This window comes from Bacillus sp. GB_SG_008 (assembly GCF_052038115.1).
In the GTDB taxonomy this organism is placed as follows: domain Bacteria; phylum Bacillota; class Bacilli; order Bacillales; family Bacillaceae_G; genus Bacillus_A; species Bacillus_A rhizoplanae.
Map to the genome: position 1 here is coordinate 84871 of NZ_JBPZSK010000011.1, position 19973 is coordinate 104843.

The 19973-nt window shown below is 36.9% G+C and carries 20 protein-coding genes; 8 read left to right on the plus strand and 12 right to left on the minus strand.

The annotated features are described in order from the left end of the window. Window positions 1-87 precede the first annotated feature (87 nt). The 6 genes from ACTDJC_RS20555 (at window position 88) to ACTDJC_RS20580 (ending at window position 3735) form a co-directional block, all read left to right on the plus strand. Window positions 88-336: a YhdB family protein gene (locus ACTDJC_RS20555; protein ID WP_098308131.1), complete on the plus strand. Its 249-nt coding sequence runs from the start codon at window positions 88-90 to the stop codon at window positions 334-336. Between the two features lie 172 nt (window positions 337-508). Continuing rightward, window positions 509-1408, plus strand: a complete 900-nt coding sequence (locus ACTDJC_RS20560; protein ID WP_440604558.1) for an LCP family protein — start codon at window positions 509-511, stop codon at window positions 1406-1408. Window positions 1409-1575: 167 nt separating this feature from the next. After that, window positions 1576-2007, plus strand: a complete 432-nt coding sequence (locus ACTDJC_RS20565; protein ID WP_253628656.1) for a disulfide formation protein C — start codon at window positions 1576-1578, stop codon at window positions 2005-2007. Beyond that, the gene (locus ACTDJC_RS20570; RefSeq protein ID WP_253628655.1) at window positions 2007-2420 is read left to right on the plus strand and encodes a thioredoxin family protein; all 414 of its coding nucleotides are present in this window, start codon (window positions 2007-2009) and stop codon (window positions 2418-2420) included. The genes ACTDJC_RS20565 and ACTDJC_RS20570 overlap by 1 nt, the downstream gene beginning before the upstream one ends. A gap of 74 nt (window positions 2421-2494) precedes the next feature. Continuing rightward, window positions 2495-2710: a DUF1540 domain-containing protein gene (locus ACTDJC_RS20575; protein ID WP_098308123.1), complete on the plus strand. Its 216-nt coding sequence runs from the start codon at window positions 2495-2497 to the stop codon at window positions 2708-2710. A gap of 95 nt (window positions 2711-2805) precedes the next feature. Continuing rightward, window positions 2806-3735, plus strand: coding sequence for a carbohydrate kinase family protein (locus ACTDJC_RS20580; RefSeq protein ID WP_440604559.1), 930 nt, complete (start codon window positions 2806-2808; stop codon window positions 3733-3735). A gap of 118 nt (window positions 3736-3853) precedes the next feature. On the opposite strand, the gene ACTDJC_RS20585 is transcribed toward ACTDJC_RS20580, so the two are convergent. The 3 genes from ACTDJC_RS20585 to ACTDJC_RS20595 form a co-directional block, all read right to left on the minus strand. Then, complete coding sequence (locus ACTDJC_RS20585) at window positions 3854-4120, minus strand: hypothetical protein (protein ID WP_098308119.1); 267 nt, start codon at window positions 4118-4120, stop codon at window positions 3854-3856. A 179-nt stretch (window positions 4121-4299) separates the two neighbouring features. Continuing rightward, complete coding sequence (locus ACTDJC_RS20590) at window positions 4300-5073, minus strand: L,D-transpeptidase (RefSeq protein WP_098308117.1); 774 nt, start codon at window positions 5071-5073, stop codon at window positions 4300-4302. Window positions 5074-5447: 374 nt separating this feature from the next. Next, window positions 5448-6317 (minus strand): SDR family oxidoreductase, encoded by an 870-nt coding sequence (locus ACTDJC_RS20595; protein ID WP_440604560.1) that lies wholly within the window; start codon window positions 6315-6317, stop codon window positions 5448-5450. 232 nt (window positions 6318-6549) lie between these two features. On the opposite strand from ACTDJC_RS20595, the gene ACTDJC_RS20600 reads away from it, so the two are divergent. Next, a complete protein-coding gene (locus ACTDJC_RS20600; RefSeq protein WP_440604561.1) occupies window positions 6550-7851 on the plus strand; it encodes an NCS2 family permease in 1302 nt (433 codons plus the stop codon). 135 nt (window positions 7852-7986) lie between these two features. Here the strand turns inward: ACTDJC_RS20600 and ACTDJC_RS20605 are convergent, their stop codons facing one another. Both ACTDJC_RS20605 and ACTDJC_RS20610 read right to left on the minus strand, forming a co-directional pair. Next, the gene (locus ACTDJC_RS20605) at window positions 7987-11202 is read right to left on the minus strand and encodes a bifunctional cytochrome P450/NADPH--P450 reductase (RefSeq protein WP_440604562.1); all 3216 of its coding nucleotides are present in this window, start codon (window positions 11200-11202) and stop codon (window positions 7987-7989) included. Window positions 11203-11264: 62 nt separating this feature from the next. Beyond that, on the minus strand, window positions 11265-11804 hold the full coding sequence (locus ACTDJC_RS20610; RefSeq protein WP_253628649.1) for a TetR/AcrR family transcriptional regulator: 540 nt from the start codon (window positions 11802-11804) through the stop codon (window positions 11265-11267). A 324-nt stretch (window positions 11805-12128) separates the two neighbouring features. Between ACTDJC_RS20610 and ACTDJC_RS20615 the strand changes: the two genes are divergently transcribed. Beyond that, a complete protein-coding gene (locus ACTDJC_RS20615; protein ID WP_098308107.1) occupies window positions 12129-12743 on the plus strand; it encodes a TetR/AcrR family transcriptional regulator in 615 nt (204 codons plus the stop codon). A 310-nt stretch (window positions 12744-13053) separates the two neighbouring features. On the opposite strand, the gene ACTDJC_RS20620 is transcribed toward ACTDJC_RS20615, so the two are convergent. The 7 genes from ACTDJC_RS20620 to ACTDJC_RS20650 all read right to left on the minus strand — a co-directional run bounded on the left by ACTDJC_RS20620 (window position 13054) and on the right by ACTDJC_RS20650 (window position 19944). Then, window positions 13054-13908, minus strand: a complete 855-nt coding sequence (locus tag ACTDJC_RS20620) for a patatin-like phospholipase family protein (protein ID WP_098308105.1) — start codon at window positions 13906-13908, stop codon at window positions 13054-13056. A 154-nt stretch (window positions 13909-14062) separates the two neighbouring features. Continuing rightward, on the minus strand, window positions 14063-15208 hold the full coding sequence (gene kdpDN, locus ACTDJC_RS20625; protein ID WP_440604563.1) for a KdpD-like non-kinase potassium sensor: 1146 nt from the start codon (window positions 15206-15208) through the stop codon (window positions 14063-14065). A 154-nt stretch (window positions 15209-15362) separates the two neighbouring features. Next, on the minus strand, window positions 15363-15944 hold the full coding sequence (gene kdpC / locus ACTDJC_RS20630; RefSeq protein WP_440604564.1) for a K(+)-transporting ATPase subunit C: 582 nt from the start codon (window positions 15942-15944) through the stop codon (window positions 15363-15365). An 18-nt stretch (window positions 15945-15962) separates the two neighbouring features. Further along, on the minus strand, window positions 15963-18062 hold the full coding sequence (kdpB, locus tag ACTDJC_RS20635) for a potassium-transporting ATPase subunit KdpB (protein ID WP_440604565.1): 2100 nt from the start codon (window positions 18060-18062) through the stop codon (window positions 15963-15965). Window positions 18063-18075: 13 nt separating this feature from the next. Beyond that, a complete protein-coding gene (kdpA, locus tag ACTDJC_RS20640) occupies window positions 18076-19743 on the minus strand; it encodes a potassium-transporting ATPase subunit KdpA (RefSeq protein WP_440604566.1) in 1668 nt (555 codons plus the stop codon). A 19-nt stretch (window positions 19744-19762) separates the two neighbouring features. Beyond that, window positions 19763-19843: a K(+)-transporting ATPase subunit F gene (gene kdpF / locus ACTDJC_RS20645; RefSeq protein WP_098308095.1), complete on the minus strand. Its 81-nt coding sequence runs from the start codon at window positions 19841-19843 to the stop codon at window positions 19763-19765. Continuing rightward, on the minus strand, window positions 19840-19944 hold the full coding sequence (locus tag ACTDJC_RS20650) for a hypothetical protein (RefSeq protein WP_098308093.1): 105 nt from the start codon (window positions 19942-19944) through the stop codon (window positions 19840-19842). Before ACTDJC_RS20650 ends, kdpF begins: the two co-directional genes overlap by 4 nt. Window positions 19945-19973: the final 29 nt, after the last annotated feature.

Below are 19973 nucleotides of genomic sequence, written 5' to 3' on the forward strand. Positions count from 1 at the left end.
CATAACATTCTGTTAACAAATTCTTTCAAGTGTATTTCTTCTTTTCCGTCGCACACTATATATAACTCCTCATTAAGGAGGCACACAATGCAAACATACACCGACTACGATAAAGCTCTCTATTACACATATTGCTGTAATTGGGAAAAGCTGCTTGTACTTATGGTACAAACAGAAGATGAGTTGTTTTCGAAACGAATTGAACACTTTCTACATGCTTATCAATACGGTAAAGATTTATCAGAAGTTGATCAAAAACTCCAACTTTTGTTTCAATATATTGATCATGCAACGCAAAAAACATATACAGAACAAGCGGAGCAAGTTCATATGTAAATAAAGTGAAACTTCCATTAGTAAGTAACTTTCTAATGACAACCATTAAACCAATTAGGCTTTTACTACCATAAAACGCTATCCCTATACACTGGGATAGCGTTTTTGTATATTTTTCCAAAGCTCTGTTCATAATACTTATTATGAATATTAAGTAGACGGACGTGATTATGTGAAAAAACACATTTACTTATTTTTACTTATTACATTATTTATGATTAGTTGCCAAAAATCATCCAAACAAAATAATGCTGAACACTTCCAACCATTTCAAGGAGCTAAAGACGCTCAAGGAATATTTAACGTACTACTTATCGGAAATGATTCTCGCGGAGAAAAACAAGCTAGGGCTGATACAATCATGATTGCACAATACAATAAAAAAGAAAAAACTGCAAAACTCGCTTCTATTATGCGTGATAGCTACGTAGAAATTCCTACCTATGATAAAAAATATAATAAAATTAATGCCGCCTACTATTATGGCGGTCCTGAATTATTACGAAAAACCATTCAACATAACTTCGGAATTGATGTATCTCATTACGTTACAATCGACTTTGCGGCATTCGAAAAAATTGTAGATACCGTCGCTCCAGAAGGAATTACTGTAAATGTAACGCAAACAATTATCGATGATATGGGATTACATTTACAACCCGGATCCCAACAATTACATGGAAAAGAATTACTAAAATATGCACGTTTCCGTCATGATGCTGAAAGTGACTTTGGACGTGTACAACGCCAACAAGAAGTACTACAAGCTCTGCAAAAAACCTTTACCGAAAAAATTCAATCCGTAGACGGTATATTCCAATTACCCACAGTAATACAAGACCTTCTCCCTTATATTCATACTAGTATGGATACTCAAACATTATTTTCACTCGGTAGCAACGTTTTATTCCATCCTATTGAAAAGATGGAAACGATGCGAATTCCAGTGGCAAATGGATATGAGCCAAAAACATACGAGCATGCCGGGGCAGTATTACAACTTCATCCACAAAAAAATAAAGAAGCAATTCAAAAATTTTTTATCGATTCAACGAAGGCTGTTAATCATTAATTTTGCTCGTTACAATCAAGTAAAAACAAGGTGTACATCACCTTGTTTTTTTTATTCCCAAGTTTTCAGCGCAAAAAACTTTTATTATGTTTAATATTTTCTCTTTCTTTTCCACTCCTCCTCGTACTATAATTTTGTATGTAACTATTATAAGAGAGGTATGGAGAATGGATCGCGAGAAAAAACAAGAAACTTTGTTATTTACGGCTTGGGGAACTTCGTTTATCGCTACACTCGGAAGTTTATATTTTTCCGAAATTATGAAATTTGAACCATGTACATTATGTTGGTACCAACGTATTTTTATGTATCCATTTGTGTTACTACTTGGCATTGCAATTGCACGCAAAGATTATCGCATTGCCACATATTCCTTACCAATCGCAAGCATTGGTGCCTGTATATCGCTATATCATTATGCCCTTCAAAAGATACCTGCTTTTTCAGAAGCTGGAGCAGTGTGTGGGCGAGTTCCTTGTACAGGAGAGTATATTAATTGGTTTGGCTTTATCACAATCCCATTTCTAGCACTAACTGCTTTTATAATTATTGCCATCTGCAGTTTTCTTTTACTAAAAACAAATAAGGAGATGAAATAATGAAGAAAATGTTTCTTTTTGGCGGCATTGTCGTCGTTTTATTAATCGCTATTTTTGCAGTAACAAAAGTTGAACAAAAACAAGAAAACAAAACAGATTACTACACAAATAAAATTTCTTTAGAAGATCTCCAAAAAAATGTAAAAGAAAAGAAAGATCAAACGATTTACTTCTATCAGACAAACTGTGTACACTGCCAAAAAGTATCACCAATTATCGTTCCAATGGCAAAAGATATGAACATTGATATGAAAGTCATTGACTTAGAAAAGTATCCAACTGGATGGGACGAATTTAAAATTACAGGTACGCCAACGATCATTCGCTTTAAAGAAGGAAAAGAAGTAAGCCGCATTGAGGGAGAACAACCGAAAGACAAATTCGAAGAGTGGTTTACAGCAAACAATAAGTAACAAGAAAAGGAAACTTCCTTTATACATGAAGTGAGTACAAAAATCTCACACTACTTGTATAAGGAGGGGATCCTATGCCAGAGGTACGATGTTCTGTCTCCAACTGCTCATTTTGGGGACAAGGTAACTTTTGTCAAGCAAATGCCATCCTCGTTCAACCTGACTCTCAAGAATCTATTCAATCAGAGGACGAGTCATTTACAGATACAATATTATCTGGACAAACGATAGAAAGCTCGGCAACAACAAGTGTAGAAACATGTTGCCATACCTTTCAACCAAGATATTAAACAACTGCCCATCTCGCACTGTATGAGATGGGCTTTCTTTTTTCTCTTTTTCCTTTCATACTATATATGAATAAAATCAGTTAGGAGCGAATGAGATGAAACAAGTTTTCTGTATTGGGGAATTATTAATTGATTTTGTTTGTCGTGATCCAAACGTATCGTTAATGAATGGAATAAGATTCGAAAAGAAAGCGGGCGGAGCTCCTGCAAATGTTGCTGCAGCAATTACAAAATTAGGCGGAAAAGCTGCTTTTATGGGACAAGTCGGAAATGATCCATTTGGAGAATTTCTAGAAAAAACTTTACAAGATGCAGACGTTGATACATCTATGCTTATAAAAGAAAAACAAACTACTCTTGCCTTCGTTTCTCTTGACTCACATGGCGAGCGTGATTTTACATTTATGCGCGGAGCAGATAGTGAATATAAGTTTGAACAAATTGATTTATCAAAAATAAAACGAAACGATATCATTCACTTCGGTTCAGCTACAGCATTGCTGCCAGGCCAATTGAAAGACACGTACATAAAGCTTTTGCAATATGCAAAAGCAAAACAATTATTTATTTCCTTTGATCCAAATTACCGAGCTTCATTAATTACAGACTTGCAGAAATTTCGTAAAGACTGTATCACTTTCATCGTTAACGCTCATTTCATAAAAGTAAGTGCTGAAGAAGCAAGCCTCCTTACTGGTGAAACAAATATGTATAAAGCTGCTGAAGCATTATTATCATACGGAGCAAAAACTATTGCCATTACACTTGGAGAACGAGGTACACTTCTTACAACAAATGAGAATCAAACTATTATTCCATCCATTACCGTACAGCAAATCGATACAACTGGTGCCGGTGATGCTTTCGTCGGTGCAATGCTGTATCAGTTTGCAAAAGAAGAACGCGTTCATATGGATTTTACAACATTACAACAATATATATCATTTGCAAACAAAGTTGGTGCACTTACTTGCACAAATTACGGAGCAATATCTTCACTCCCAACACTTGAAGATATAAAGTGAAACTTCCATCAGTGGTTTTTTCCCACTGATGGTTAGTTGAACCAATCGGGCTCTTATGAGCAAATGTCTCCCTGGTAGTAGTCAGATAAAAGCGTACGATTAATCGTACGCTTTTATCTTAAAATAACCCCTTTTTCCAGACAGCATGCATCATTGTAATATATACAATAACAATAAAAACCGTACCACATAATGTAATCCAGCGATATATACTATCTTCACTCTCTCTCGCTTCTACAAATGCCCATACAAATCCCACTAATAATAATAAGTCTACATACGGGATATACATAGAAAAAATAAATGAAACAAACAAATATATAACAAATAAACAAAGTGTAATTAAAAAAAGTTTAAATGCAAATGTACTGTCTCCATTTTGCATAGCATATGCCCTCCTCAGCTTTACAATATTATATTCAGAGAGGGATTTTGATGCGATAAAGTGAAACTTCCATCAGTGGTTTTTTTTCATCCCCCACTGATGGTTAGTTGAGCCAATCGGGGTCTTACTACCCGCGAATAGCGGGATAAAAAAAGGATACCCTATCCCATCGGTATCCTTTACTTCACTTCATATTTTCGTTTGTATATATTACTCAGTACGGAGTTAGGAATTTGTTCATACCTTACCATTGTTTCTTTTTCATCCATAATATATAAATTATTTCCTATATAATAAAACCCTTTTTTTCCTTGTGAATACACAGGATATACTTCATTCGGTAGTACTGTTTTCATTTCTGTAAATTGTCCGTTCGGTTCTTGCCAATATATTTTCGTCTGATCTACCGTTGTAATCTTCCCAATCTGTTCTTCCTCTAACACACGTCCGTTCCAGCTAACAACCCGGTATCCAAATTGATGCGCCGCATATTCAGGAGATGTATGAAAATGAGCAATAATTACCTTCGTTTGTAATGGAACTCGATCATACAACCATTGAATATCTCGATCATGCATGCGAATACATCCATTTGACTGACGACTGCCAATCGACCATTCACGATTTGTTCCATGAATCCCATATTCATTTTTATTTAAGCCCATCCACCTGGTGCCGAGTGGATTATTAGGTGAACCGCCCGGAATATTTTTTCTGTGATATGCTTTATTTTTATATTTATTAATAATGCAAAATGTTCCTTCTGGCGTAGGAGTATTTGTCCTTCCTGTTGTTACAGGAAAAGTTCGAACATAATTTCCATCTTCGAAAAAAGATAATTGATTTGTCGTTAGATTTATAAGTAATAAATGATCTGTCTCCTCAGCAGAAATAATTGGTACATATAAAAAAAAGAAAAGAAATAACAATGCAAGTGAACATGCTTTTTTCATCAATGTCACCTCCACATTCTCCTCAAAATCTCACCATGAAATACTATGGTTCATTTAGCTTTTACTATAAATCCAATTCTTATTAATGAGAGCTGACCTTAAGGCACGTATGTGCCTTTAAAAGTCAGTCTCTTTTTTACGTATCCGCAAAAATATCAGCGTTATTCGCGATATATCGGCGCTTCGACAGAATATAAAGTGAAACTTCCATCAGTGACGCTTTTCTCACTGATGGTTAGTTGAACCAATCGGGCTTTTACGGGCAATTTTCTTCCCAGCTCTTCTCCATTCTTTACTGCCCGTTAATGCGGGATAAAGACCCTTCGACACATCCGACATGCAAATAGTCGGTTCACTAGCTAGTCCAATACCACCTAACCATTCACAATAACGCCGCCATTTACATGAAGCATTTGTCCAGAAACATAAGTAGAGTCATCAGAAGCTAAATACACATATGCCGGTGCTAGCTCAGATGGTTGTCCCGGTCGTTTCATTGGTACATTACTGCCAAATTCCGATACTTTTTTCTTATCAAAACTTGATGGAATTAGCGGTGTCCAAATTGGACCTGGTGCAACTCCGTTAACACGAATGCCTTTTGGAGCTAGCGATTTTGCTAATGAACGTGTAAAGGCAACAATCGCTCCTTTTGTTGCTGAATAATCGATTAACTGCTCATTTCCTTCATACGCCGTAATGGAAGCAGTATTCACAATTGTATCGCCTTGTTTTAAATGAGCTAGCGCAGCTTTTGTAATATAAAAATACGAGAAGATATTAACCCGAAACGTCTTTTCAAGTTGCTCTGCTGTAATTTGCTCTAAACCTTGCTGCGGATATTGCTGAGCAACATTATTTACAACAATATTTAAACCTCCCAATTGCTTTGCAGCCTCCGCTACAACTTGCTGACAATGCTGTTCATCACTTACATCTCCCGGAAATAAAAAACATTGTGCACCTTGCCCTTCTACCCAACGCTTCGTTTCTTCTGCATCTTCATGTTCATCTAAATAAGCAATTGCTATATTCGCGCCCTCTTTTGCAAAAGCAATAGCTACTGCTCTCCCAATTCCGCTATCCCCTCCTGTAATAAGTGCATGTTTCCCTTGCAGCTTCCCGCTTCCTTTATACTTCTCATCTATACATTTTGGGCGTGGATTCATGATTTTCTCAATTCCCGGTTGTTTCTCTTGATGTTGTGGTGGCAATGTTTTCTTTGGTTGTTCTTGTTGCGTCATACAGAAAAAACCTCCTTATCATATATCTTTCTTATGATATGCGAAATCAAAAAATATACTTATTCTTATATAAACGAAATATATAAGCAGAAAAGGCATTTAATATTCGAAATTCCGTCATAAAATACAGAGAAATATAAAGTTTTTATGTAAAACTCTTGCCAAAAAACAAATTAACGAATATTATATATAACTGTTGTGACAATTATTCGTAAAAAGAAAGGATGTTTTTATGTTTAACCTTTCAAAACATCAAACTTCTATTAAAACTGAAATTATGGCTGGTATTATTACCTTCTTAACAATGGCATATATTATTGTCGTAAACCCAGTCATCCTTGGTGATGCAGGCGTTCCATTTGAACAAGCATTTACAGCAACAATCATTGCCGCTGTCGTTGGAACATTATGTATGGCGCTCTTTGCAAATTTACCAATTGCAATTGCACCAGGGATGGGATTAAATGCTTACTTTGCTTACTCTGTTGTAAAAACTCATGAAGGTATGACATTTGCAATTGCTTTCTCTGCTGTCTTCGTGGCAGGTATGATTTTAATTTTGCTATCATTAACTTCTTTCCGTACAAAATTACTGGAAGCTATTCCTGAAAACTTAAGACATGCCATTACAGCTGGTATCGGTTTATTTATCGCATTTATCGGCTTACGCCTGACAGGCATTGTTACGAAACATCCCACAAATTTAGTTGGGCTTGGGGATCTTCACTCTCCTCCCGTTTTACTTGCATTAGCTGGACTTGGTATTACGTTAGTACTTATGTCTTTAAACGTGAATGGTGCATTATTTATCGGTATGTTATTAACAGGAGTTATCGCTTACTTTACTGGACAATTAACGTTCTCAAACGGAATTACATCTCTGCCTGGTTTACCTGAAGGCGTGATTGTTTCCAATCCAATTACAGCATTTTCTGATGTTATTAACTACGGATTATACGGCGTTGTCTTCTCGCTCCTCCTTGTAACATTATTCGATACAACAGGTACATTACTTGGGGTTGCACAGCAAGGCGGGTTTATGAAAGATGGTAAACTTCCAAACTCCGGTCGTGCCCTTCTTTCAGATTCTATCTCAGCAACGATTGGCTCAATGTTCGGTACAACACCAACAACTGCTTATATTGAATCTTCTGCTGGTGTTGCGGCTGGTGGTCGTACAGGTTTAACGACACTAACTGTTGCGATATTATTTGCAGTAGCTGCATTCTTCGGCCCGCTTGTCAGCGCAGTATCCGGTGTTGCCGCTATTACATCTCCATCACTAATTATTGTTGGTAGTTTAATGATGGGCGCAGTTCGTCATATTGATTGGGATACATTTGATGAAGCTTTCCCAGCATTTTTAGTCATTTTAACCATGCCGCTTACATCAAGCATTGCAACAGGTATTGCGCTCGGCTTCATTTCATACCCGCTTATGAAAGTGGCAAAAGGGCAATTCCGTGCAGTTCATCCGCTTGTATACGTATTTGGTATTTTGTTCGCTTATCAGTTGGTATTCTTACCACATTAAAAATCACACAGAAAATTAAAATCCCGTATTCAATAAAGAATACGGGATTTTTATAAATCAGTTTATCTTGTTTCAAGTAACACCTAGTCGAAAGAAGTTTATTAGTTAAATATTACTTAGCTAATTAAGAAAAATTCAGTTTCCAGCCCAAACATCTTTTCCGTATCGTCCTTCACGTTGTAAATGATCCAACCAATTTCTTGCCTCTTGTTCACTGACTCCATGAATTTCTTGATATGCGTGACAAAGAGTATTTTCTACATCCGGAGCCATTCGACTTCCATCACCACAGATATAAAGGTAGGCACCGTTATCTAATAACGAAATTAAATTCGCTCCATCTTGTTTCATTAAATGCTGTACATATGTTTTTGGATGTCCTTCCCAGCGAGAAAAAGCTGTGTGTAAAGATAGTAAGCCATCTATTTCATCTTTTTCTAGTTCTGTACGATAGAGGTAATCTTTTTCAGGATGACGACAACCGAAATACAGATGCGCTTCTCCTAAGTTAACACCTTTTTGCTTTTGAACACGACGCGTTTGTAAAAATCCACGGAATGGTGCAACTCCAGTGCCTGGTCCAACCATGATAATTGGTATTTCTAGATCTTCAGGTAACTGAAATCTTGATTCTGGAGTTCGAACAAAACAAGTAATCTCCTCTTCATTGTGACACTGAGCTAAATAGTTAGAAGCGACACCTTTATATTCTCCTTGTCCACTCCATGCAGATCCACTCACTACACCAACCGTGATACTTAGACGATCCTGCGCAACAAGTGGAGAGCTTGAAATAGAATAGTAACGCGGTTTGAGCGCAGGGAGAAGTTCTAAAAAGCGATCAAATGGGATTTCGCACGCTTCATACTTTTCAAGAAGATCCAACATTGAAATGTGTTTCTTTAAGATTTGGTCCTGATAAACTCCATCTTCCAATAATGCTTCCAATTCGTATTTATGAGGAGGACAAACTGTAAATCTTGCCAATTCCCGTATTTGTGCTCGAGTTGCCGATTCCTGAATCTCAACACTATAGCTAAGAAGGTCAAATAAACTAACAGGACGGTCCAAAGGAAGATGAACTGTACTACGTCCACTTGCACTCAGTACGACTTGATCCTTCCCGTTTAATCCAAATCGTTTTAAAATTCGGTTGACATTTTTCCGGCTGTTACTTGGCAGCACTCCAAGATGGTCTCCTTCCTGATAAGTAACTCCTTCCGGCAAGGCTATCTCAATATGTCGAGTGCTCCGTTCACTTTCAGCTGACTGAAGCTCCTGGCCAGCAATCACCGTTGCATAGACAGCTTTGTTATTTTGAGCGATCGGATTAGCAGGAGGACCTGAAATCAACTGAACGGAAAGCGATGATTGATGAGACACTATTTCTGTTCCCTCTTTCATATTTAGGCCAAAAGCATTCGAGACATCCTTCCACATGTTCTTTTGCCATTGAGCGAAATCATTCTCAAAATCTCCTCCGGCGTCTGCCTCTCCTCTTGTGGTAAGCCTCATAGCACCTTTCTGTTCCAGCTCTTTATCAATGAATTTCGGAACACTCTGGTAAGTATTCGCCCAATTTCGATCTCCACAGCCAAAAACTGCATACCTGATCCCTGTACATTCCTCCGTATCTGCTTGTTCCAGCCATTTTACGAACTGAGCGGCATTCTCAGGAGGTTGACCATTGTATGAAGAAGTTACAATAAGCACTGCACCTTCTTTAGGTAACTTTCCGATATAATCGTTCAATATTCCCACATTGCTCTGAAAACCCAGTAACCGTGCATGGTCTGCGAGCTTCCTAGCAAACTCTTCCGCTCTGCCTAAGTTTGAACCATATAATACAAGCAGAGGTACGTTTTCGGCCCCTTCAAGTACTTGTTGTTTTGAATATTGCGAAGTCAGTTTCTTCTTTTCTTCATTTTTCTTCTCATCTGCCAACGAAGAATCCAGTAAAGATGAGACTTGCTTCCCTTCTCTTAATTTAATTCTAATTCTGAAATTTTCCGGTTTTATGGTCAATGTTTGCTTAATCTTCAACTGATAGTTTTCATAATCAATTAATTCAAACTTTTGAAGAATCATCCCAAGTACCAGAGTGGCTTCATAAAGTGCGAACTGCATACCAATACAAGCACGTTGACCATTCCCAAATGGTTTATATGCATGATTTGGTACTTTGGAAGGGTCTGCGAAACGTTCCGGACGGAATTCTTCTGCATCTTCTCCCCACACTTCTTTATCCCGATGAAGCGCGGGAAGAAGCACGGTCAAACCTTCACCTTTTTTCACATGATACTGTCCGCCGATTATAGTATCCTCCTTTGGATACACATCAAAAGATGGAGCGGTCGGCCATAACCGTATGGCCTCGTTAAGAATCATGCGAATGTATTTGAGGTTTAGCACTTGTTTATAAGATGGAGTGGAATCACCAAGGACCTGATCCACTTCTTCGTATGCTTTCTTCAGAACTTCCGGATGTTTCAGTAAAAAATAAGTCGTAAAGGATAATAAACCACTTGTTGTTTCATGCCCAGCAATTAAGAAGGTAATAATTTGGTATCGGATATTCTCATCATCCAACACTTCCCCGGTCTCAGGGTCTTTACTGTTTAACATACGGGCCAGCAGATCTATCTCTCCATTATTTCCATTAGCCTTCCGCTCTTTAATAATTTTATCTACCAACGAAAACATGCTTTGTATATCATCTTGGAATTGTCTGTTTTTTCTAATCATCAGAGTATCCATGCCCTTCGAGCGGGCAACTTTATGCATAGCTTCGTCAAGTGCACGTACCATGCTGTCGATAAATGGATCATGTTTTTCTTTATAAAAACTATTAAATCGGTAGTTAAAACCACAAAGACCGATCGTATCCAAAGTAAGGCGGGTCATGTCTCCCGGTACATCGATATGATCACTATCGTGATTCAACCGAGCCCATTTCTGAATCAGCTGCGAAGCGATGTCTAACATCATGGTATGATATCCCTTCATGGCTTGTTGGCTGAATGTTGGCAGCAATATATTATGGGCTTTTCGCCAGTTTGGCTCCGATGTTTTACTCGTAAACAGACCGTCCCCCGTAAATTCGCGTACATGCACCATATCATTTGCAACATGTTTATCAAAACGATTGATATCACAGACTTCAGTTACCAGTTTGTGTTCAGAGATACATATTGTTTTAAAACCTGGAGCAGTCAACCGAAATATTGGCCCATATTCTTTCGCTATCTCACAAAAAGAAATAGTAGGTTGACTCATGTCGAATAAAGGGTAGTTGCCGAGTGGTCCATATGTTTTGGGTTGTGGAATCCCGCCTGTCTGTTCTTCTCTCATTTTTATCCTCCTTCGAAGTTTGAGATATAAAGGAAATTATTTAATATTCAACTTTAATTTTTTCACTCATATTCTTTAGTCCAACTTATTAATTGTTGAATTACTTTTTGTTTTAAGCCTTCATCAATCTTCCCTATCTTAAAAATTTCCGAATAGCATAATCCATCGATGGCTAATCTAATAATTGCAGCCTTTATTGGCTCGATCTCATCCTTTTCCATTTCTTCATATAATTCTTGAGAATCACTTTGGAACTTGGAAAGAAGAAGTGGGTTAGTAAACAAAGTTGCGACATATGCAGAAACAAGCCCGTTTGATAAACCAGTATCGTTTATTGCTGATTCCAAGTAAGCACGATGCCATTTTCCTATGGATTCCGAAGAATTGCTTACTTTATCCCGAACATCCATTAAAAATGCTGACGAATATTCATCAATCATACCTTTTATAATTGCGTCCTTATTAGGAAAATGATAGAGTAATCCTCCTTTACTGATACCAGCCTGTTTCGCGACAGCCTCTAATGTCAATTTTTCCATACCATAATTCTCAATAATAAAAGAAGCAGCAGCTAATATTTCTTTACGTCTTGAATTGCTCATCAAAATGACCTCCATTCTCAGTCAGAAATGAGTGATTCACTCATTTTAAATTTACTATACCGTCTGGACGGTAATTATGTAAAGTGACAATTGTTATATATAACATCGATTATTTTCATCCTAAATTATTCCTCCTAGCATTCGTCTAACAAAATGATAGATAACGAACAATGTGTAGTTTATAATGAAATCATGTTGTTTATATTAAAATTATATCGTTTTTGCTACATAATTCAATTTACATTTAAGACATAAATGTACGATAAGGAACAAAAGGATGAAATCTGTTGTTTATAATGACAATAACGAACAAGGAGATATAAGATGTTGAAAAAAACGGATCTGCGGATTATTCGGACAAAGAAATTTATATATGATGCTTTTATCAAACTGATAGCGGAAAAGGGATACGATGCTATTACCATTCAAGACATCACAGATGAGGCACTCATTAATCGGGCAACATTTTACTCGCATTACAGGGATAAACAAGATTTGTTAACAAAGCTTAGTGAGGAAGCACTAGGAGAGTTGACAAGTAAGATGGTCCTATATGCCCATGTGCAGGGACATCAAATAGATCTTTCGAAATTCGAGGAAATTTTACAATCCATATTTGAGTGTATAGTAAAACATGCAGACTTTTATAAAACCATGCTTGGGCCTAATGGCATTCATGATTTTAACCTACAAATGCAGCAGACTATTATGGATAACCTTGAACAAAATTTCATTGAGCTTAAAATTGAAGACCATGACTTAGATATTCCAAAGGATATGGTATTGCATTTCATCACTTCCTGTGTTGTTGGGATAGCAATTTGGTGGCTTCAAAATGACATGAAATATTCACCGAAATATACTGCACAACAATTAGTGAAGCTTATTACTAAAGGACCCTTGTGTGCAGTTGGTTTTACTTTATTTAATGAGGGCTAGAGTTTTGTTTCATCATTTTTCTCCTTATTTTATTTAGTGTAAGGAAAAAATCAGTAATAAAAAAGCCTTCTTTTAGGCTTTAAATTTGATATTTCAAAAAGTTATTTTGCGGTCTATGACAGCAATCCTGTCACTCCCCCTCCCGATGTGGGCTACGTCCCCTAACCAAAATAAATATGCTTTCCTTAATCATATAATAACGTCTTGTTATGGAGTATATTATATATGAAAAAAGAGGATATATGTCCTATATTAGACATAGTATCCTCTTTAAATTATAGTCTGTTTAAAGTACCTTGAGTCACCTTTTTTATTTACTAAGAAATTGCAATAAATCTTCATACGTTTTCTCAGCATCTTTAAATCCTTGCTCGTACAAGCGTTGTAATTTTTCTGGATTCTTCTCCATACGATCCACTTCTAATTGATCTGTCGGACGAATAACGAATATGTTCCCAGCTGCTTCTTCTTTTTCAATATAATGAAGTGTCTCATTATATACTTCATAACGAGCTAGCATTGTGTTTACTAAATTAGGATATTTTTTATAAGCTTTCGCTGCAACCCATCCAAATTTTGATTTTTTCTTCGTATAGCCTTTATTTCTTGTCAAAATAACAACTGATTTTTGATAACCATCTACCTGTGCCTTTCGAACAGGAATTGGATCTGAAATTCCACCATCCAATAACTTTTTCCCACCGAATTCTACAACAGGTGCCACAAATGGCAATGAACTTGATGCCTGTAACAATGTTAATGCTTCTTCTTGTGTACGGCCTTTTTCAAAATAAACAGGCTGTCCAGTTTCACAATCTGTCGCTCCTACAAGGAAAGATTGCTCATTATTGAAATATGTTTCAAAATCAAATGGAACATGCTGCGTTGGGATTTCACGAAAAATAAAATCCATATCAAAGAGCTGTCGCTTTTTCCAAAGGTTTTTATACGATAAATATCTTGGATGTGTCACATATTCAATGTTTACTGTTTTATTTCTTTCTTTTTGTCTTGAAAGATACGACGCTGCATTACATGCACCTGCCGATACGCCTATCACATATGGAAAATATAAATCGCTTTCCATAAAGTACTCCAATACACCCGCTGTATATACGCCGCGCATACCGCCGCCTTCTAATACTAAACCTGTATTTTCAAGCATCGTTCTCTCTCCTCGTTCTATATATGCTTCTTAATTATTCACATTGTTAAATATCTCTTTCTATTATATATAAAATTTTTAAGAAACCATATTCAGACGACTTATAAAATGAAAAAAATCGTATTCATATACATGAATACGATTCGAGTATGCCCTATATCCGTTGATCTGCTACAATATGAATATCAATATTCTTCGTCTGTCTCATAATTTCATTTACAATTGAACCTTTTCGAATCTCTTCCCATCTTGTTCTTGCCGATTGTCCAAGCAAAATTTGCGTTACCTGTAATTGTTTTGCAACTTGAATAATCGTATCAGCTGGCTTACTCCCTTTTGATTCCTCTAATAAAAAAGTTGCATCAAATTGACTAGTTAAAGCTTTCCATTCTTCGATAATTTGCTTCTTTGCTTCTGATAGAGATTCAATATTTTCTCTTTCTACATTTAAAACATACAACTCAGCATTTAAGCGGTTTGCCATGCGCCATCCTCGGCGAATCAATTTTTCTGCCGTGGAACTGTACTGAACACAAACGAGAATTTTTTCTTTCACTCCAATTGGTTCTTCAGTAAATTGGCTGATTTTCTCATCCATATCATCTGCAACTTCTCGAAGTGATAATTCACGAAGTGCACCTAAATTATTAAGCGTAAAAAAATGATTTAAGCTGCGTTGAATTTTTTCTTCTTTATATATCTTTCCATCCATCAATCGTTTTCTCAGTACTTCTGGTGTTACATCAACAAGCTGAATTTCATTTGCCTTTTGCAAAATGAAATCGGGAATACGCTCTCTTACTTTAACCCCTGTAATTTGTTCTACAATATCGTGAACACTCTCCAAATGTTGAATATTAAATGCAGATAAAACATCAATACCAGCATCCAATAATTCTTCCACATCCTTATAGCGTTTTTTATGTTTAGAACCTGGAATATTTGTATGAGCCAATTCATCAACAATAACAACTTCCGGTGCCCTTTTTATAATTGCTTCTACATTAAGCTCGTGAAACACTTTTCCTTTATAATCAATTTCTTTTAAAGGAACAGCTTCTAAATCAGCGATCGCATCGTCTGTTTCTTTTCGCCCATGTGTTTCAATCAAACCAATGACAATATCAATGCCTTCCTTTCGCATCTCTCTAGCATCAAAAAGCATTTTATAACTTTTTCCGACTCCAGGAGCCGCTCCGACATAAAGTTTTAATTTCCCGCGGTTCAGTTGACGAATATATTCTAAATACTCTTCTGGTGTACGCCTTTGGAACGTTGGCTTATAATCATCTGCATACATTACAAATCCCCCTATCCGACCAAACAACGCTACCTCAATCTAAGTGATTGAGGTAGCATTGTTATTATCCCGCTATTCGCGGGCAGTAAGAGCCCGATTGATTCAACTAACCATCATTTGGGGATGAAAAACCCCCAATGATGGAAGTTTCACTTTATTTCATCATTTTTTGTAATTCTAGATTTAGTTTTAATACATTGACACGATCTTCACCAAATAATCCGAGTGCCGGCCCTTCTGTTTGAGATTCAATAAGTTTATTAATTTTTTCTTTCGGAATATTCGTTATCTTAGAGATACGATCTACTTGTGCGTAAGCCGCTTGTGGACTAATATCAGGATCTAATCCTGAACCTGAATTCGTTACTAAATCCATCGGAACCTCCGAAACAGGAACTGTTGGATTTTCCTTCTTCCAAGTTTCTACACTCTCTTCTACACGTTTTAATAAATCTGGATTAGATGGTGCATAGTTATTAGATCCAGATGCTTCTGCTTTATATTCTATACTAGACACACGTCCGTGGAAATAACGTGGATCTGTAAAATTTTGACCAATTAATTCTGAACCAATTACCTCATTTTTTTCATTATATATAAGACTTCCGTCTGCATTATCTTTCATAACCGCTTGTGCAATTCCGGTAACTAGCAATGGATATACAAGCCCGCACACAATAAGAAATGTAAAAGTTATACGAATGACAGGTGAAAGTATCTTTTGTTTTTCAAGCATTTTCATTTCCCCTTTTCCTTAAATGAGCAGTCCTACAATCATGTCAATCAGCTTAATACCAATGAATGGAACAATCATTCCCCCAAGTCCATAAATAAGTAAATTACGTCCTAACAATGCATTAGAGCTCATCGGTTTATAAGCAATCCCCTTCATTGCTAGCGGAATAAGCAGCGGGATAATAATCGCGTTAAAAATAAGCGCTGATAAAATCGCTGATAACGGTGAATGTAATTTCATAACATTCAAAGCTTCCATTTGTGGAATTGCCAAAGTAAACATCGCTGGAATAATGGCAAAGTATTTGGCAATATCATTGGCGATACTAAATGTTGTTAATGCACCGCGTGTCATTAATAGCTGCTTACCGATTCCTACAACTTCAATAATTTTCGTTGGGTTTGAATCTAAGTCAATCATATTTGCTGCTTCTTTTGCTGCTGCGGTACCGCTATTCATCGCAAGTCCAACATCCGCTTGCGCTAAAGCCGGTGCATCATTTGTACCATCACCTGTCATCGCAACAAGCTTTCCTTTTTCTTGCTCTGCTTTAATAACCGCAATTTTATCTTCTGGTTTACATTCTGCTACAAATTCATCCACACCTGCTTCTTTCGCAATTGTTGCGGCAGTGAGCGGATTATCACCTGTACACATCACTGTTTTAATTCCCATTTGACGAAGCTGTTCAAATCGTTCACGCATACCTGGTTTTACAGTATCTTTTAAATAAATTAATCCGTAAATACGATTATCAGCTGCAACTGCAAGTGGTGTACCACCTTCTTTTGCAATTAAATCGGCTTTTTGATTTAAGTCTTTCGGAACTGTACCGCCTTGCGATTGTACCCATTCAAGTACAGCACCAACTGCACCTTTTCTTACCTTTGTACCATCTACTAGGTCAACACCGCTCATTCGTGTCTCAGCTCTAAATGGAACAAACTCACCTTGCTCTGCAAGTGTACCGTTATAAGAGAATGCTTTTGATTGTACGTATTCAATAACAGAACGTCCTTCTGGCGTCTCATCTAACACAGAGCTAAGCGCTGCCCATTTTGCAACTTGTTCAATTGTTTCATTTCCTACTGGTAAAAGCGTATGTGCCATACGATTACCGAATGTAATTGTACCTGTTTTATCTAAAATAATTGTGTTAATATCACCAGCTGCTTCAACTGCTTTACCACTCATTGCTAAAACGTTAAACTTCGTTACACGGTCCATACCTGCAATCCCAATTGCAGATAACAAACCACCAATTGTTGTTGGAATTAAACAAACAAGAAGTGCAACAAGTATGGACATATCAATTTGAAACCCAAGATAATTCGTAAAGATTGGTAACGTAACAACAACGATTAAGAAAATAAGTGTTAAACTCGTTAATACAGTGTTTAGAGCAATTTCATTTGGTGTTTTTTGACGAGATGCTCCTTCTACTAAAGAAATCATTTTATCTAAGAAAGATTCACCAGGATTACTCGTAATTTGAATTGTAATTTCATCGCTAACAACGATCGTACCGCCTGTAACGGAGCAAAAATCACCTCCAGCCTCTTTCATAACTGGTGCGGATTCCCCTGTAATAGCTGATTCGTCAACAGACGCTAAGCCGCGAATAACTTCCCCATCACTTGGAATCATTTCCCCTTGCTTTACAATAACAATATCGCCTTTTCTCAGTTCAGTTGCTGAGACTTGAACAACATCTCCATTTTCTTTTATTACATTTGCAAATACATCTTTTTTAGATTGTTTTAATGAATCAGCTTGCGCTTTTCCACGCCCTTCTGCCAATGCTTCTGCAAAGTTAGCAAACAAGACAGTGAATAATAGAATAAGAGAAACCGTTATATTGAACCATCCTGGGATATTACTAGATACATTAGGTAGAAATGATAAGATCAATGTTAGAAAAAATCCAATTTCCACCACAAACATAATAGGATTTTTCACCATAACTCGCGGGCTCAATTTTGCAAACGCTTCTTTTATAGCATGTGTAATAATGTCACGATCCATTATTTTTTCTTGGCTTACTTCATTTTCTGCCCCCGTTTTTGAAGATGCAATTGATTGATTAGTTTGTTTATCTTTTACCACTACAGGTTCCATCATTTACCCTCCATTACTTCAATGTAAGAAATTCTGCGATTGGTCCTAACACTAACATTGGGAAAAACGTCAATGCACCGACAATCACAATTGTTCCAACGAAAATGCCACCAAATAAACTATTATCTGTACGGAATGTTCCGATTGTTTCTGGTACTACCGTTTTCTCTTTTAACGAAGCTGCTACAGCCAGCATTGTAATTAAGCTGAAATAGCGTCCCAAGAACATCACTACACCAGTTGTAATATTCCAAAACGCTGTGTTGTCTGCTAAACCTTCAAAACCTGAACCATTATTCGCAGCCGAGGAAGTAAATTCATATACAACTTGTGTCAAACCATGGAACCCAGAATTTGAAATCGCATCCGTTCCTAAATGAGTGGAAAAAGCCAACGCTGAAAATCCTAAAATAAGTAAAGGCTGAAATAGTATTGTTACCGCAATCAATTTCATTTCCTTACCTTCAATCTTTTTCCCTAAAAATTCTGGTGTGCGTCCCACCATTAATCCCGATATAAAGACAGCGATCATTGCGTACATAATGATATTGACAAAACCTGCGCCAACTCCGCCAAACACTGTATTTAACATCATATTTACAAGTGGTACTACTCCACCAATTGGTGTTAACGTATCGTGCATTGTATCAACGGCACCTGTTTCCGCCGCAGTTGTTACAGTAGCATACAGTGAAGAAAAGACTGTTCCAAATCGAACTTCTTTCCCTTCCATACTGCCTTGATCATGCTGCATACCTATTTGGTTTAACGCTGGATTTCCATGTAATTCTGCCGTCACGATTGTTGCAAATCCCATTAAAAATACGATGAATAAAGAAGCGAAAAGAACACGTCCTTGTTTTTTATTCCCAACCATTCTTCCATACGTAAATGGTAAAGCTGTTGGCAACAGCATCATCAGCATCATTTGTAAAATGTTACTTATTTGACTCGGATTTTCAAATGGATGCGTCGAATTTGCCCCGAAAAATCCTCCGCCATTGTTCCCTAATTCCTTAATAGAAACGAAAGAAGCAACTGGACCGCGTGATATGGTTTGTTTTGCCCCTTCAATTGTATGAGCTGTAACTGCTCCGTCCAACGTTTGTGGTACACCGAGAGCAACGAAGACCAACGCTGTCACAAACGCAATCGGAAGAAAAACCCTTGTTAAAGCACGTATAAAATCTACGAAGAAGTTCCCAAGTTCCTTACCTGCTAATCCTCTTATAAAAGCCATTACAAGCGCTAATGTTGTTGCTGGTGCTGTAAACATTAAAAACGTAATTGCAATTAATTGTGATAAGTACGATAAACCATTTTCACCGCTATAATGCTGTAAATTTGTATCTGTCATAAAACTAATAGCTGTATTAAAAGCAAGGGTAGGCTCCATCCCTTTAACATGAGTTGGATTTAATGGCAGCACTCCCTGTAATCGAAATATGAAATATACAACAACAATCATGAAAGCATTGAGAGCAACTAATGATAGTGCATATTGCTTCCAACTCTGGTTATAAGGCTTAATACCTGAAATTTTGAAAATGATTTTTTCAACAGGGCCAAATACTTTATCCAATTTACGATTGCCTTGGAACGCCTTCTCTAAATAAATCCCCATTGGTTTTGCAACAAGAACAAATAATATCATTGTGATCAAAACTGCAATCCAAACCATAATAAATACTTCCCCCTAATTAAAACTTTTCTGGATTTAATAACGCATAAACTAAGTACACAGTAAGTGCGGCAACAATAATAGATACTGCAATAATCATTCCTTTTTCCCTTCCTTCACAACATTATCCGACCATCTTGCAAGACCAACCATTGATCCAACTAACACGATTAAAATCCCTATCATAGCGATATCTAACATTCTTTATCCCTCACTAAATGTAAAATTTT

Bases quoted from the DNA above. Each gene is read 5' to 3' on its own strand.
- ACTDJC_RS20610 (WP_253628649.1), bottom strand. From the start codon at position 11,804: ATGAGCAATTCAAGACGTAAAGAAATATTAGCTGCTGCTTCTTTTATT.
- ACTDJC_RS20600 (WP_440604561.1), top strand. From the start codon at position 6,550: ATGTTTAACCTTTCAAAACATCAAACTTCTATTAAAACTGAAATTATG.
- kdpB (WP_440604565.1), bottom strand. From the start codon at position 18,062: ATGGAACCTGTAGTGGTAAAAGATAAACAAACTAATCAATCAATTGCA.
- ACTDJC_RS20580 (WP_440604559.1), top strand. From the start codon at position 2,806: ATGAAACAAGTTTTCTGTATTGGGGAATTATTAATTGATTTTGTTTGT.
- ACTDJC_RS20615 (WP_098308107.1), top strand. From the start codon at position 12,129: ATGTTGAAAAAAACGGATCTGCGGATTATTCGGACAAAGAAATTTATA.
- ACTDJC_RS20595 (WP_440604560.1), bottom strand. From the start codon at position 6,317: ATGACGCAACAAGAACAACCAAAGAAAACATTGCCACCACAACATCAA.
- ACTDJC_RS20620 (WP_098308105.1), bottom strand. From the start codon at position 13,908: ATGCTTGAAAATACAGGTTTAGTATTAGAAGGCGGCGGTATGCGCGGC.
- ACTDJC_RS20585 (WP_098308119.1), bottom strand. From the start codon at position 4,120: ATGCAAAATGGAGACAGTACATTTGCATTTAAACTTTTTTTAATTACA.
- kdpA (WP_440604566.1), bottom strand. From the start codon at position 19,743: ATGGTTTGGATTGCAGTTTTGATCACAATGATATTATTTGTTCTTGTT.
- ACTDJC_RS20605 (WP_440604562.1), bottom strand. From the start codon at position 11,202: ATGAGAGAAGAACAGACAGGCGGGATTCCACAACCCAAAACATATGGA.
- ACTDJC_RS20575 (WP_098308123.1), top strand. From the start codon at position 2,495: ATGCCAGAGGTACGATGTTCTGTCTCCAACTGCTCATTTTGGGGACAA.
- ACTDJC_RS20590 (WP_098308117.1), bottom strand. From the start codon at position 5,073: ATGAAAAAAGCATGTTCACTTGCATTGTTATTTCTTTTCTTTTTTTTA.
- kdpF (WP_098308095.1), bottom strand. From the start codon at position 19,843: ATGATTATTGCAGTATCTATTATTGTTGCCGCACTTACTGTGTACTTA.
- ACTDJC_RS20570 (WP_253628655.1), top strand. From the start codon at position 2,007: ATGAAGAAAATGTTTCTTTTTGGCGGCATTGTCGTCGTTTTATTAATC.
- kdpC (WP_440604564.1), bottom strand. From the start codon at position 15,944: ATGCTTGAAAAACAAAAGATACTTTCACCTGTCATTCGTATAACTTTT.
- ACTDJC_RS20650 (WP_098308093.1), bottom strand. From the start codon at position 19,944: ATGTTAGATATCGCTATGATAGGGATTTTAATCGTGTTAGTTGGATCA.
- ACTDJC_RS20565 (WP_253628656.1), top strand. From the start codon at position 1,576: ATGGATCGCGAGAAAAAACAAGAAACTTTGTTATTTACGGCTTGGGGA.
- kdpDN (WP_440604563.1), bottom strand. From the start codon at position 15,208: ATGTATGCAGATGATTATAAGCCAACGTTCCAAAGGCGTACACCAGAA.
- ACTDJC_RS20555 (WP_098308131.1), top strand. From the start codon at position 88: ATGCAAACATACACCGACTACGATAAAGCTCTCTATTACACATATTGC.